At 61.2% G+C, this 15066-nt stretch carries 12 protein-coding genes; 5 read left to right on the top strand and 7 right to left on the bottom strand.

The annotated features are described in order from the left end of the window. Positions 1-14 precede the first annotated feature (14 nt). From HG262_RS13425 to HG262_RS13405, 5 genes are all read left to right on the top strand, one after another. Positions 15-548 carry a fimbrial protein gene (locus HG262_RS13425; protein ID WP_169271496.1) on the top strand — a complete coding sequence of 178 codons (534 nt, stop codon included), beginning with the start codon at positions 15-17 and terminating at the stop codon, positions 546-548. Between the two features lie 74 nt (positions 549-622). Then, positions 623-1366, top strand: a complete 744-nt coding sequence (locus tag HG262_RS13420; protein ID WP_169271495.1) for a fimbria/pilus periplasmic chaperone — start codon at positions 623-625, stop codon at positions 1364-1366. 115 nt (positions 1367-1481) lie between these two features. Further along, a complete protein-coding gene (locus HG262_RS13415; RefSeq protein WP_169271494.1) occupies positions 1482-4052 on the top strand; it encodes a fimbria/pilus outer membrane usher protein in 2571 nt (856 codons plus the stop codon). Further along, positions 4040-4801 (top strand): fimbria/pilus periplasmic chaperone, encoded by a 762-nt coding sequence (locus HG262_RS13410; RefSeq protein WP_248293351.1) that lies wholly within the window; start codon positions 4040-4042, stop codon positions 4799-4801. Before HG262_RS13415 ends, HG262_RS13410 begins: the two co-directional genes overlap by 13 nt. 26 nt (positions 4802-4827) lie before the next feature. Next, entirely contained in the window at positions 4828-5949 is a 1122-nt protein-coding gene (locus HG262_RS13405) for a fimbrial protein (protein ID WP_169271493.1), read from the top strand. A 121-nt stretch (positions 5950-6070) separates the two neighbouring features. Here the strand turns inward: HG262_RS13405 and HG262_RS13400 are convergent, their stop codons facing one another. From HG262_RS13400 to HG262_RS13370, 7 genes are all read right to left on the bottom strand, one after another. Further along, a complete protein-coding gene (locus HG262_RS13400) occupies positions 6071-6715 on the bottom strand; it encodes a response regulator transcription factor (protein ID WP_169271492.1) in 645 nt (214 codons plus the stop codon). 15 nt (positions 6716-6730) lie between these two features. Next, positions 6731-9919, bottom strand: coding sequence for a hybrid sensor histidine kinase/response regulator (locus HG262_RS13395; protein WP_169271491.1), 3189 nt, complete (start codon positions 9917-9919; stop codon positions 6731-6733). Positions 9920-10099: 180 nt separating this feature from the next. Continuing rightward, entirely contained in the window at positions 10100-11365 is a 1266-nt protein-coding gene (locus tag HG262_RS13390) for an EAL domain-containing protein (protein WP_169271490.1), read from the bottom strand. A gap of 489 nt (positions 11366-11854) precedes the next feature. Next, entirely contained in the window at positions 11855-12214 is a 360-nt protein-coding gene (locus HG262_RS13385; protein ID WP_169271489.1) for a DUF1294 domain-containing protein, read from the bottom strand. A gap of 151 nt (positions 12215-12365) precedes the next feature. Continuing rightward, positions 12366-12869: a hypothetical protein gene (locus HG262_RS13380; protein WP_169271488.1), complete on the bottom strand. Its 504-nt coding sequence runs from the start codon at positions 12867-12869 to the stop codon at positions 12366-12368. A 78-nt stretch (positions 12870-12947) separates the two neighbouring features. Then, positions 12948-13949 carry a quinone oxidoreductase gene (locus HG262_RS13375; RefSeq protein WP_169271487.1) on the bottom strand — a complete coding sequence of 334 codons (1002 nt, stop codon included), beginning with the start codon at positions 13947-13949 and terminating at the stop codon, positions 12948-12950. Positions 13950-14014: 65 nt separating this feature from the next. Beyond that, positions 14015-14995 carry a tripartite tricarboxylate transporter substrate binding protein gene (locus HG262_RS13370; protein WP_169271486.1) on the bottom strand — a complete coding sequence of 327 codons (981 nt, stop codon included), beginning with the start codon at positions 14993-14995 and terminating at the stop codon, positions 14015-14017. Positions 14996-15066: the final 71 nt, after the last annotated feature.

Raw genomic sequence — 15066 nt, 5'->3', positions numbered from 1 at the left:
AAGGAAGTACATTCATGAAGCGCAAAATTCTCTCGGCAATCATTGTTGCCGGTATGGCGACCGGGACGCATACTGCTTTCGCGTCGGACGGAACCATCAACTTCACCGGCAATATCACCGCGCAAACCTGCACAATCGCTAGCAGCATCGGCGGCAAGGATTTCACCGTGGCTTTGCCGACGGTGTCGGCCAGCACACTGGCCGCGGCCGGCCAGACTGCGGGCGACACCGCATTTACCATTCTGCTGACCAATTGCACGCCCGATACGGGGGCGGTGCGCACGCATTTTGAGGCGGGTGCAACCGTGAATTCCAATGGCCGCGTGACTCAGCAGACCGGTACCGCGACGCAGGTGGATATCCAGCTGCTGAACGGTGATGGTTCGGTGATCAAGGCCGGTGACCCTGTTGCGACGCAAAACTCGAAGTCGACCAACATCAATGCGGGTTCGGCATCGCTGCCGTACATCGCTCGTTACTTTGCGACTGGTCAAGCGACGGCCGGCACGGTGAGCACGATGGTGAATTACTCAATCGCCTATCAGTGACGATCTCAAGGTGAATTGAAGATGGTGTCTCGCGCACCATCTTCGTCCAGATTACCCCTCCAGGAAACATGATCATGAAGGCGAAGTATGTCTTTCGCTCCGTGCTGTGCGCGACGGTATTGGGCCTCGGTGCATTCAACGCATTGCAGGCGCATGCCTCTATCGTGATTGCGGCAACGCGGGTGATCTATCCGGCGAAAGAACGGGAGGTCATGGTCAAGTTGAGCAATGAAGGCAAGGGTCCCCGCCTGACCCAGGTATGGATCGACAATGGCGATGAGCGGGCCGGGCCTGCCGCGCAGGAAGTGCCGTTCACCATCGCGCCGCCCGTGGCACGGATCGATCCCGGCAAGACACAGACGCTGCGCGTTTCCTATACCGGAGAAGCGCTGCCTCAGGACCGCGAATCCGTGTTCTGGCTCAACGTTCTGGATATCCCGCCGCAAGTGCAGGACGATGGCGTCCAAGCCAACCTCTTGCAAGTCGCCGTTCGTTCGCGCATCAAATTGTTTTTCCGACCCGCAGGCTTGCCCGGCACCGCTGAAGAGGCCCCCGCCCGGATTCAGTGGCGGGTGGTGCCCGGTGGAATCGAGGCCAGGAATCCCTCTGCCTACCATGTGTCCTTTACCGAAATCGAGGTTGTTTCCAGTGCAAGGACAGCGACGTTCGATGAGGGTGGCATGGTATCTCCGGGACAGACCACAGTCTTCCCCTTGAAAGGGGACGTCCAGGCAAGCACCGCTACCAAAGTGCGATCACAGGCCATCAATGACTACGGTGGCGTGCAACGCAACGAGATTCCGTTGCTACGGCACTGAATGCACTGGGCGGTGACAGCGTCACTGCCCCTCCAACCCGATCCGTTTTCGAATGTGCACGATACCGCCTCTGGCTCGGTAGGGGCGTGTTCGGTCCAAGGCAAGGTTCACGATCATGCAAAAAGCCAAAAGTCCGCCGATTCCCCTGTCTCGGTACCCGATGCGGGCCGTGGTTGTGCCGATGTTGCTGGTTGGCGCCTCAGTCGCCGTCGCGGCGCCGGCCCACGCGCAGGTGGTTGCCGAGGTGCAGTTCAACGAAGGGTTCCTGCAAAGAGCGCCTGGTGAGGGTATCGACATCAGTCGTTTCAGCAAAGGCAATATCGCCGCGCCCGGGCAGTATCGTGCTGATCTATTCGTGAATCAGGTCTGGCAGGGGGCGATCGATGTCACGCTGCGCGCGCTCGGCGACGATAAGGCTGACGTGCAGCCATGTTTCGACCGTCCCTCGCTCGAACGCCTGGGGGTCGATGTCATGAAGATCCCGGAGCCGGCCGCTACATCGCTGGCAGGATCCCTTTGCGTGCCGCTTCCCGTGCTGATCGCGGATGCTACCGCCATCTATGACAGCAGTGAGCTGCGCCTGGATGTCAGCATTCCGCAGGCGTTCATGGCGCGTAACGCGCGTGGCTATGTCGACCCAAAATTCTGGGATGACGGCATCAATGCCGCCAAGCTGCAGTACAACGCCAGCACGTACCGGTCCGAAAGCTACGGGACCTCGTATTCGCAGAGTTATGTTGGTTTGAACGCCGGATTCAACGTCGGCCCTTGGCGATTCAATCACACGGGCAGCTATAGCCACAGTGATCTGAGCGGCAGCCAGTATCAGGCCATGCAAACCAATGTCAGGCGATCGATCGCCGCAGTCAAGAGCCAACTGACGGTCGGTGATGGCTATACCGACGGCGCGTTGTTCGAGTCCGTGGGCTTTCGCGGCTTGCAAATGGCCAGCGACGACCGGATGTACCCCGAATCCCAGCGCGGCTACGCCCCGCTTGTCCGTGGCATTGCCTCGTCGGCGGCCCGTGTTCAGGTGCGTCAGAACGGCAACATCATCTACGAAACAACGGTTCAACCGGGCGCGTTCGAAATCAACGACCTGTATGCCACTGGCTACGGTGGCGATCTGGAGGTGATCGTGACCGAAGCGAACGGCAGCGTGCACATCACGAAAGTGCCGTACGCCGCGGCTGTCAATGCGCTGCGCCCAGGCGTCACGCGCTATTCGGTCACGGGTGGACGCTATCGAAACATCAATACCGCCTACAAGCCGTTCATGCTTCAGAGCACCGTGCAGCACGGTATCTCGAACTTGGTGACGGGGTACGGCGGCGCCACATTCGCCGAGGACTACGGTTCCATCATGATGGGGGCGGCGCTGAACACCGACTATGGCGCATTTGGTGCAGACGTGACGTACGCGCGCACCAAGCTGCGCAACGAGCCGGACCGCAGTGGCCAAAGTTATCGGCTCAGCTATTCCAAACTGATCGATGCCACCAATACCAACTTGACACTGGCTGCATACCGCTACTCGACACGTGGCTATCTTGGGCTGGCTGATGCCATGGCGCTTTCGGACCTGGACCACCGAAACCTGGCACAGGACATGCTCGGCATTCAGCGCGGCCGTCTACAGCTGACCCTGAACCAGAATCTGGCACAGGGTTGGGGCAACTTCTACCTGACGGGCTCCACGCAGGATTACTGGAACCGTAGCGGTCGCGATACGCAGTTCACCTTCGGCTACAACAATTTCTATGGACGCATGAGCTACGGGATCGCCGCTTCACGCGAGTTCAACCTGACGCAACGAGAGTGGGGCAATCGCGTCATCCTTACGTTCGGCATTCCGCTTGGGAAAAGTGCCGGTGCGCCGATGTCGATGACCAGCCTGGAGCACGAATCGAGGGGGCTGACCAGTGTGCGCGAGTCGGTGAGCGGCTCCGTCGGTGACAACAACCAATTCAGTTACGGACTGAACGCGGCGCGATCCTCGGGAGGCGCAAGCCGCGTCAGCACGTCTGTGGGGGCCAGTGGCGCCTATGTGACGCCGATGACCACTTTGAGCGCCAGCGTCAGCAAGGGCAGCAACTACAACCAGTACAGCGCTGGCATGTCGGGCGGCATGGTTGCTTACGCCGGAGGCGTGGCGTTTACGCCAACTGCGGGAGAGACCATGGCGATTATCGAGGCAAAGGATGCGGCCGGGGCGCGCGTGATAAATGCTGCGGGTCTCAAGCTGGATCCTTGGGGGCGCGCGATCGCCGCCAACATGATTCCCTTCTCGCGTAATCAAGTCGAGATCGACCCGAAGGGCCTGCCGTTGAACGTGGAGCTCAAATCAACGACGGAAAGCACCAATCCCACTGCCGGGGCGGTGACCTTGGTGAAGTTCGATACGCAGAAGGTCGGCATGCCGGTGCTGATCCGGGCCAGACAAGCGAATGGGAAACCGTTGCCCTTTGGGGCTACCGTCCTGGATTCTGCCGGGATGGAGATTGGCGTGGTCGGCCAGGGCAGCAAGATCCTTGCTCGGATAAGCAAGAATGCCGACGATCTAACCGTTAGATGGGGAGATACCCAGGCCGGGCAATGTCGCTTGACGTACGCGGTTCCCGCGGCGGAATTCGACAGTGGCGACGCCCGCTCGTATCGCCAGGTGGAGGCGGTATGCGTATCTTGAATCAATCCATTCGGATGCTGGTCATTGCGGGTTGCTCCGCCTGGCTTGGATGTTCGGCTCCGCTATCCGAGGCATCGATCCTGATCGGGGGAACCCGTGTGGTCTACGACGAAGACCAGACGGAAGTGACGCTGAAGTTGGTCAACGAGGGTGACGAGCCAGCGCTCATACAGTCGTGGATCGATGCCGGCGACTTGCATGACATTCCCTCCAACGCTGAGACGCCGTTCATCATCACGCCTCCGATCATGCGGCTTGGGCCTTCCCGATCTCAGAGCCTGCGTATCGTTCATACAGGCGAAGGGCTGCCCCAGGACCGCGAATCCGTTTTCTGGCTGAATGTGCTCGAAGTGCCGCCAAAGCCGGCTGCCGATGCCAATCAGTTGCAGTTGGCCGTTCGTTCTCGCATCAAGCTCTTCTACCGGCCCGCACACCTGAAGGGCTTGGCGGAGGTCGCGCCTGCGGCCTTGACGTGGCGCCTGACGCGTATTGATGGACTGCCGGCGGTTCAAGCCCATAACCCGACGCCATTCAACGTGTCGCTGACAGAGATTCGCGTGACGGCTGGCGGCAATACCGCGCATTTCGGTGAAGGCGGCATGGTCGGCCCAGGGGCAACATTGGCCTTTCCCTTCAAGGACGGCAGCGTGGCAAGTGGCGAGACCCCTGCCACCGTGCACTACCGATCACTGGACGATATCGGCGCCCCGGTGGACAGCGAGGCACCGTTACAGACCCGCGCCGACTGATCCCCCCATCAGAAACGGAGCATGCAATGAGAAATAAGATGCGAACATTGATAGAGCGGATGACCTTGAGTAATAGTGCACGCCGTCAGAAGGCGTGGATGCTGGCGGCATTTCTAGGTTGGATGTTGCTCGGCTCTGACATGGCAGCCGCGCAATCCTGCACGGGTGCCGCGGAGTCGATTACCGTGCAGTTGCCAGCAACAGCCACCGTTGCTCGCGACGCACCGAATGGTACGACGTTGCTGACAAATTGGTTTTCGGCTGGCAACAACAGCTACTTCGTATGCAGGGGGTCGGATAGCGGTTCGGGTATGGGCTTTAGACCGCACGCTGGGCTCACCAAGTCTGGGATGATGGTCAATACCGCGGATGGAACCTATACGGTCTGGAATACCGACGTGCCTGGGATCGGCATCGCGATTGCGGTGCGTACCTTTGCAAATGGTTGTGGATTGCTGGCATGGCAGGACCTTGGTCACCCAAACAGCGGCGCATTTCCGCCCGGATGGGTAGGCCGTGGTTGCAACGAAAGGGGCACAGTCCGAAACGGTGGGTGGGTAAGGGTCGCGCTGGTTAAGACGGGCAGCGCTACCGGTGGCACTGTCACGGGCACGGTCACGGGCAGCAGTCTATTGGAAGGGGCATCAATGACGAGGGCCAACGGTGCTATTGCATATACCCCGGGCACGTCGAACATGAAGACCTTCGGGATTTCACCCATCAGGGTGACCGTCGCCGCCTGCACGACAGAGCCTGTTCCTGTCCCCATGGGTTCGTACCCACAGTCTGTATTCAAGGGCAAAGGCCTGGCCGCCAGCCCCGTTTCATTCAACGTCTTGGTCAATGCCTGCCCCGCCGGCCTCAATAGCGTTCAATATCAGTTCGTGCCCGTCAATGCCGTGCTCGACCCGGCGAACGGTGTTCTCGCGCTATCAAACGATTCGACGGCGACGGGCATCGGTCTGCAACTGAAGGATAGCAATGACACTGCAGTGCAGTACAACAAGCAATACACGCTGACGGCATACAGCAAAGCCACGGGCGGCTCGTATTCCATTCCTTTGAGGGCGGCCTATTATCAGACTGCCGACACGGTGACGCCGGGTAGCGCGAACGCGATGCTTACGTTCACGATGACCTATCAATAGCGCGTGGTCGACAGGCGGGTCGTTAAGCCGATCCGTATTGAAAGGACTTGAGGCCCTGTCGGCGTATCCGCGGGGCTTTAACTTGCCCACGCCGACGGAATTTCGGTGGCCCCGCCTCCGATCATGAGGTGAACAGTCCGTGGTGCACGCAGAACATGATCAGTTCATGGTCGTTCTCTGCACCCAGCTTGCGCATCGCGGCCATCTTGTGTGCGCTTACTGTGGTGACGCTGCGCTTCAGATGTGCTGCAATCTCGCTTACGCTCATGCCGGAAAACAGGTAGCGCAGGATTTCCATTTCCTTGCCCGTCAGTTGGGACACTTTTTCGTCCACCCCCTCGATCGTCCCGGCACGCGGCCGCAGCTTCGCGGCAGAAGCGCCGCCGCGCAAGATGGACGCAATCGAGGCTCCCAGTCCCACGAGATTGTCGCTTTTCAGGAGCACGCCCACCACGCCCAGCCGGTACAGGCTGGACGCGATCAGAGGCGAGGAGATCATCGTCAAGACCAGTAACCTGACCTCGGGATAGTTGTTGCGTATGTAGCCGATCAGTTTGGCGCCGTCGCCATAGCGGGTTGGGCCCGGCATGTTGTAGTCCGTGATGACGACGTGGGGACGCAACTTGATGATGTGGTCTATCAGCTCGTCGGACGAACGCGCCTCCGCCACGATTTCGTAGTCGGGGAACTGAGATAGGATGTGTTTCATGCCCACCGTCACGATGGGATGATCGTCGGCCAGCACGATACGCGTTTTGCCATGCATGTTGTTCTCCTGCTGCTAGCTATCCAGGATTCCGGGGCGGGCCATTGCCGCTCTCACTTCCTCGATCTTGCTCTGGAGGATGCCGATGAAGTGGTCGATGTCGATCTCAAATTCCGGCGTGATTCCAGAAGCGGTCAGGTCCGCCTCCATCGTGACACAGGCCTGCGACATTCCCGCGCTATTGGCCATCAACAATCCGCCACGGACCCGGTGCAGGATGTCCCGCACCGCCTGCGCATCCCGGTGCGCGACCGCCTCCCGCAGCGCCAACGTGTCCGCGGACATTGCGACAACGAAGGATTGGCGAATAAAGTCGGGCACATCATCGGCCGCAGCGTCGCCTGTCCCCGATGAGACCGCGTCGTTCGCAGACGCTTCGGAGCAGGCGTGGAGCAGGGCTGTCCTTAGCGCGTCGGCGGTCACGGGCTTCACCAGCCACGCATCCATCAAGACATCCGATTCGGTAGCAGCCAGTATCTCCGACACCGCATTGGCCGTCACGCAGACTGCCGGCCGCTTCATGCCCCGGCCCCGCAGCTGCGTCACCAGCTCGCGGCCGTTCATTGCGGGCATGTTCATGTCGGTCAGCAAGAGGTCGAAAGCCTCGTCCGACCAGCGTTCGAGCGCGTCTCGTGGATCGCCGCAGAGCGTGACCTCACAGCCCAGCGATTGCAGTTGGCGGCCTAGCACCTCCTGGTTGAGCGGGCTGTCGTCAACCACAAGCACGCGCAGCGCCAATCGGCTTGCCACCTGTTGGGGATCCGGTGCGCGCTCGGCCTCGTCTGGCGACATCAAGGAAGCCTGGCCGGCGGCCAGCTTCACGGCCAAGGCAATGGACCGGATGGCGTGGCTGTTCACCTGCCATCCGTGCAAGATGGGGTCGGGTTGCAAAGGGCCCGCCTGTATGCAGAACACTTGCCGCGCATGGGCCGGGAATGGGCTCATTTGCTCCGGCATGATCTGCAACAGCACCGCGCTGGCATCCATCTGTTGGCGCTCTACACCTATTATGTGGCACAGCGCACCCCATTTCCCCAACCAACTGCTGTAGTAGTCGCGCAGCTCCTGCGTCGGCGCCCGCACATAGACCTTAATGCCGTCCAAGGCGTGCGCCATCTGGGCGCGGGCGGCAGGGAGGGCTGCCGCGAAAGGGATTCTGACGAGAAAAGTGCTACCCACGTTGCGCTGGCTGACGACCTCGATTCCCCCGCCCATCAGTTGCGCCAATGTATGGCAGATGGCGAGGCCAAGTCCCGTGCCGCCTGCGGCGAGACGAGAGGATCGAGCTTGGTAAAACGGTTCGAAAACGTGGGGGAGCTCAGACTCAGACATGCCGACTCCACTGTCCGAGATGCGCCAAAGCAAGCGTGCCGAGCCATCCTCCAGACCTTCTGCCGTCAGCGCGACGACGATACGCCCGATCTCTGTGAACTTGATGGCGTTGCTGACAAGATTGGTCAGTATCTGGCGCAATCGGCCGGCATCCCCTGCCAGGAACTCGGGCACCGCGACGTCCACCACGCAATGCAGGAACAAGCCTTTATCGGCGGCCTTCGCGCCGTACATCTGAACCACGCCTTCGGTAAGGTCCAGCGGTGAAAACCGCTCCTCGTGCAAGGTCAGCCCGCCAGCCTCGATCTTCGACATGTCGAGCACATCCCCAATTACGTTAAGCAACTGGTCGGAAGAGGCCTGGATGGTGCGAACGAAACCGCGTTGGACCTCGGACATGGGGGTGGCTGCCAGCAATTCCAGCATGCCCAGCGCGCCGTACAGGGGCGTGCGGATTTCATGGCTCATCGTGGCGAGGAACGTGGATTTGGCGGCGTTGGACTCGTCAGCGGCCTGCCTGGCCCGGACCAGCGTCTCTTTCGCTTCCGCGTCGTCGCTCACGTCGCGAAAGGTGCAGAGCAAGGCGGCCTTGTCCTCATAGCGCGTTCGTTGATACGTGGCGAGAACGTGGCGTTGCCCAAGCATCAAGTGGAAACCCTCCTGCGACAGCGGATCCGCTTCGTCATGGGTGGTCGCGCATTTGACCGCGGCAGCACGGAGCGAGGCATCGCCTCCGAACCAATCGAACGCAATGTCGTTGGCGCGCAATACTCTGCCAGCCGGCCACTCGCAGACGATCACGGCCAGCTGAGCCGCATCAATGACTTGCCGACCGAACGCCTCGCTTTCCTCTATCCGCTTCCGTTGCCGTTGCCCCGGCTCGTAAAAGCGGCGCAAATACCATTTCGCCAGGAGCAGGGTCACGATACTGCTGATCAGCGTAAGAATGACGACGGCAGCCAGTCGTGGAATCAGTTCGTCCGAGTAGTAGCGGTAGGGAATCACGTAGCGGACTGACAGGCCGCTGCTACCGTCCACGCGATAAATCAAGCCCTCTGAGCGAAATGCCCATCCTGGACTGACGTCCGCCAGCGTGGATCGTTCGGCGCTCAGGCTGTGTCCCGCCCCATCGTAAAACTCCACACGGGAAACATGGCTCGGTCCCGCCCCGATTTCGCCGCCTGCGGCCTGCGCCAGCAGCGAATTCTCGATATCAATTGGCGCAACGGCAATCCACTTTTGGTTGACCAGGACCGGCGGAAATCCGGATTCTGAAACGTCGATCAATCGATATATCAGCCCCGCCGTCGAGCCATCGGGCAGCGTGATCACCGCGAACTGGACAGCATCCGTCGTGTTGACAGCGCGGCTCTCGATTTCATTCCAGACGAATTCCCGATTCCGGCACGCGTTCACGCGGCGGGCATGCAGTGTATTTTGGTTCAGCACGCAAGTCGTGCTGATCTTCACTTTCGCATCCTGGGACATGAGCATCATCGAGGGTGCGAGCGACGACGTCTGCGCAAGATGGCTATAGAACTGAAGCGCCGTTATCACGCCGAACATGCCGAACGCCGTATGCGCGGTATCGCTAGACGTCGGCGCCTCAAGCTGCAGGTTCAAATCGAATGAGCGATCGCTAACTTCATATCGTTGCGGCTCGCCGGAAGCGGGTATAGACGTGACCATCAAGCTGCGCTTGATGGAAGGGAAGAAATCCTGATCGCTGACCGGAGCAAGCCTGGCCAATGCCGTCTTGATGGCGTCGACGTCTTCTTGCAGGTGCTCCATGCCGTGCGTCAGCCGCTGACCGGCAATGCCGATTTCACGCTCTAGCGTGGCATAGCCCAGAGAGGTCGCCAGGACAAGCAAGGAAGCAAGGCTCAGAGCCGCGATTTGAATTTGCCGAGAGGTAATACCTGGCATAGGCTGTGGACGCATGATTGACGAGCGCAAACACGCTGAGCTTCCAAGAAGAAGAAAGGTGCGGCAACGACAGTATTATGAAACTGAAGTGAATAAATGCAATGGGTTGGGCCCTTTCTTTTGAGTTCAATGCCCGGTTATCGCACCCGCCATGCAGGTGGTCTTATTTTTGCTGGATTCGCCATTGTTTTGGTCGCCGCACCGGGCATCGCGGGTCTCGTTCTCTCCGGCCTTGCGCAGCAGCTGCAACAGCAGGGCCGCGCTCAATGCTCCCGAAACAAAAAATCCTTGCACCGCAAAACAGCCCAATTGCGCGAGGAGTTGGTGCTGCGTTGCCGTTTCAACCCCTTCGGCTACCACAGGCAACCCGAGGCGATCCCCGAGCATCACGGCACTTTCGACAATAGCTCGGCTTTTTTCATCGTCCACGAACCGCTGAATGAAGGAGCGGTCTATCTTGAGTTCCGTGAATGGCGTCGTGACAAGGTTGTATAAGGAACTGTAGCCTTGGCCAAAATCGTCTTGCGACAGGCCGAAGCCCATCATGCGCAAGCGGCAAGCGCCCGCGTAGTAGTCGCTGGCACGATTGGTCGTGCTGTTTTCCGTCAATTCGAAGCAAATCCGGGACGGGTCGCCTTGCAGGCTCCTGACCGCTTCGTAGAGCCGGTCAGGCAAGCCGCGGTCGTCCAGCAGGCGGGTGGGCAGGTTGACGGAAACGGTCAAGGAATAGCCGGCGGCCCGCCAAGCAGCCTGGTCACGCAGGCTTTGTTCCACAACGTGAAATGTGAGCTGCTCTTCCAGTCCATGCAAGGCCACGGCCGGCAGGAAGCTGGACGGCAACAATACGGTACCGTCGGGGCACAGCCAGCGGACCAGCGCCTCCACGCCATACACGGTGCCTTGAGCCAGCGCTTGTTTGGGCTGGTACCAGACCTGAATTTCACCGCTGGTAATGGCGCGGGCCATGCGGTCCCTGTCGCTGGAAATCGGCAAGGCCGCGGCCGCGAAGGGAGGCAATCCGGATCGGGCCTGACGCTTGATCAACGTCCGGATATCCTCCAGCAGGACGGGCTTGCAGAACTGTCCCACCACTTCGATGGACAACAGCTTTGCCAGCAGGCAAACCGTCCCGACCAGTTGCTTCGGCGACGAACTGATCAGCGCCAGCCGTGGCCGGCGCTCCAGCTCCGCGATGCGCTGAATCAGCTGCACGCCGTCGAAGCCCGGCATCATCAGGTCCGTCATGACCAGATCGAACGGCACCGCGCGAATCCGCTCCAGCGCGTCTGCGCCATTGGCAGCCGTTTCCACATAGGAAACGCCTTCGCCGCGCATCAGCCCGGATATGTACTCGCGCTGCAGATGTTGGTCGTCAACTATCAGAATCTTCATGGACACGTGGGCTCCCGAGTGCGGGGGAATTCGTGCCGCAGTCTACGTCCGTCCAGGCGTGTGACGCATCCGGACAATTCCGATTTTTACGCTGGTCGCCGCAGCGAATGTCGTCATGCCTGAGGAGCCTGCCGCCAACAGTGGGAGGCTTGGCCCGACGTTCGATTTCTCGGATTTCTCCTATTCAGCCGACCTGATTGACGTTGATAGGATGCGTTCCCGACAGACGGTCAACCCGGCTCACAAAAAATAGGCAAAGCCTGACCCCATGCCAGTCCATAAGATTTTTTTGATTCTTACCTTGATTCTCACCCTGATTTCCTGCGCTGCGGTATTCCTCTCCAGGAGAAAACCGGTCCTGATGCTGCTCTGCTTCGTTTCCTTACTGGTTTTGTCGACCTTGAGTTGCATGCAGGCAATGAGCTCGCATCTTGGCGGCTACTCCCGTTGACGCGGGTTGCAGCGTCGAATGCTCCCCATGCAATCCGTTCACGCCGGCATGTACGGCGCCAGCAGCGATCTGCCATAGGGCGAAGCCAGAAAAACAAAGACGCCAATATTGACCGCTACCGTGATCCAGAACACGGCGCGGAAGGCCGGCTTCACCGACTTGTGCCTGAGCCATTCCTGCGCGACCAACGCACCGGGCCAGCCCCCGATCAGCGCGAGGATATGCAAGGTCTTCTCGGGAATGCGCTGCCGGTTGGCGCGGGCGGCCGCCTTGTCGACGGCGTAGACCGTGAACGTGAGCGCGCTCAGCGCGAGATAGCCCAGCCCTACGGCGATCGGCACCCGCCACAGCAAGGCGGCCAGCCCATAGGCGAACACGAACGCCGCCGCCAGCAGCAAAGGCGGGCCGCTTTTGCGCCCTGTGCGAGGCCCTGACGGGCGTCGGGTCACGGCCTGTGGGCGACCCGCGCATGGAGTCGGGCGCGTCGCGATTGCGTGTGTTCCAGCATGCCGGCAGGCAGCGGTTGGAAATCGGCTTCGATGGCTTTGCTCATGCGTTCCACTTGCTCAAGTCATCGACAGGACGGGGCAGATAACCCTCCAGCGTCTGCGCGATCCATGCGGGGTCAATGTAGTTGTAGGTAGATTCGATCACCCAGGATAAGAACTCCTGTGGACCGCCATTCAAATAAGGAGGGGGAGACACCGGCTTGAAGACGGTCGGCAGTTTGTCATGCACCGACGCGTCGTTCAGCACGAACCCCAGCTCCTGCACGACTGGCCAGGCCAGCGGATGCTGCAGATCGATGGTCAGCTTGACCCACCAGTACGCGTCGGGCGTGACTTTCGAAGACAGCACGGTCGTCCCGGGCAGCCGCGACAGATAGTCCACCAATTGCGGCAATCCCACCTTCAGCACGTTGGGGTCGATCGCCTCGACGGGCGGGGTGACGGCTTCCAGCTTCTTCAGGATGTGCGCGTGCAGGGTGCGTTGCGCATCGGCGGCTTCGCGTTCAAGGGGCTTCAAGAGACTGGAGGGTAGGGTGAGTTCCATGGCTTCCCGGTTGTTGGACTCTGATGGGTCGGCCAATGTTAACCGCCCGTCTGCCGCACTCGTCCGCTACGGCCGGCACTAAGCGCCGCGATCGATTTCCACCACCGCCTTGCCGATCTGCACGCGGCTTTCGATGCGTTCGTGGGCTTGGGCGACCGTCTCCAGCGTGTAGCGTCCGGCGATTTCCATCGTCAACGCACCGGAAGCCAGGGCGGCCCACACCGCATCGGCGCGGCGTTGCACGGTCTGCGCATCTTGCATGTGATCGGCCAGCCTGGGACGGGTAAGGAACAGCGATCCGCTTTCGCCGAGTTCGATGGGATCCAGGTCCTGCAATGAACCCGACACGGATCCGTAATTGACGACCAAGCCCCGTGTGCGCGTCGCCCGGAAGCTGTCGCGCAGCGTCTTGCGGCCTATGGAATCGAACGCCACGTCCACGCCGCCGCCCGCGGTCGCTTCCAGGACGTCGTCGGCGAACTGGCCGTCACCATAGAGGAAGGCTGCGTCCGCGCCGCGCGCCATGGCGACGCTGCATTTTTCCGCATTGCTGGCGGTGGCGTAGACGGTCGCGCCCAGATGCTTGGCCCACTGGACCAATAGCTGTCCGATGCTGCCGGATGCCGCATGGATAAGGCACGTCGCGCCGGCTTGCAATCGCGCGACGTCCTGCACCAGATAGTGGGCGGTGCTTCCCTGGAAGATCGCTGCCGCCGCGACATCGTACGCAACGGTGTCGGGCAGGCGCGCGCACCGGGCGGCGGGGATACGCGCATAGTCCGCGTAGCTGCCCCATGCGATGCACCAGGCAACGCGATCGCCCGCCTTCACCGTCGTCACGTTGTGGCCGACGGCGATGACGCGGCCCGCGCCTTCCATGCCCAGCGTGCACGGCAAGCGCACGGGGTAGGTGCGCGACGCGGCGTACTTGCCTTGACGCGTGTGGATGTCCATGAAGTTGACGCCGGCATACGCGACGCGCACCAGGACGTCGTCCGGGCCGGGCTCGGGGACGGGCGCGTCCTGCCGCCATTGAAGGACGTCGGGGCCGCCGTATTGTTCGATAGAAATGGCTCTCATGATGGTTTCCGCTGCTGTGTGTGGAGTCGTGCTTTGTTGAAGAGTCGGGCGCGCCTGGCGCGCCGCTAGTTCACGGCGATGCCCGTCCGGGCGATCAGTGCCTGCCATCGGATGGATTCAGCACGCACCAGGTCGGTGAATTCCTGGGGCGTGCCGCCGCCAAGTTCATTGCCTTGCGCCAGCATCTGTTCGCGGATGCCGGGGTCTTGCAGGGCACGGTTCACCACCTCGTTCAGCTGCTGGATCACGGTGGGCGGCATGCCGGCCGGACCGATCAGTCCTTGCCAGTTTTCCATGTGAAAGCCGGGCACGCCCGCTTGCGCCATCGTAGGAACGTCGGGCGCGATCGGCGAGCGGTGTTCGCTTGTGATCGCCAGTGCGCGCAGCTTTCCGGACCGCGTGTAGGGAATCGCGGAGTACATGGGTTCGAACAGGAAATCCAGGTGGCCGCCGATCAGGTCGGTGACCGCCGCGGCGCCGCCCTTGTACGGCACGTGCGTCACGGGCGCGCCGGTCAGGCTTTTCAACAGTTCACCCGACAGGTGGTGGGCGCTGCCCACGCCGCTGGATCCGTAGGAAAAACCGCCAGGCTTTGCGCGGGCGGCTGCCAGCAGCGACGGGACGTCGCGTTGGGGCGAGTCCGCACTGACGACCAGCATCAACGGGCCGCGCTCGATCAGCGCGATCATCGTCAGTGACGACACGGGGTCGAACCCGCTGGCCGGCATCAGGCTGCGATTGACCGACAACGGGGCCAGGTTGCCCATGCCCAGGGTGTAGCCGTCGGGTTTCGCCCGGGCGACGGCTTCGGTGCCGATATTGCCTGCCGCGCCGGGGCGATTCTGCACGATCACGGGCTGGCCGAGCGCCTGCGCGATGAACGCGCCGAATTGGCGAGCGCGCTGGTCCGTGCTGCCGCCAGCCACATACGCCACGATCAAGGTGATCGGCGCGGCCGGGTAGGCAGGGGCGGCGCGGGCGGTGTTGAACAAGGCGGGCAGGGCGGGCAATGCCAACCCCGCGCGAAGAAAATGTCTGCGTTGCATGGAGGTCTCCTGGTCTTGTGCTCTGCATTCAGAGTCAGGGCAACCCTTGCAAAACCCGTGCCAGGGGTGCG

Source organism: Achromobacter sp. Bel (assembly GCF_012928505.1).
GTDB lineage: Bacteria > Pseudomonadota > Gammaproteobacteria > Burkholderiales > Burkholderiaceae_B > Achromobacter.
Note: the sequence above shows the minus strand (reverse complement) of the source record. Positions and strands in the feature narration are given on the sequence as shown.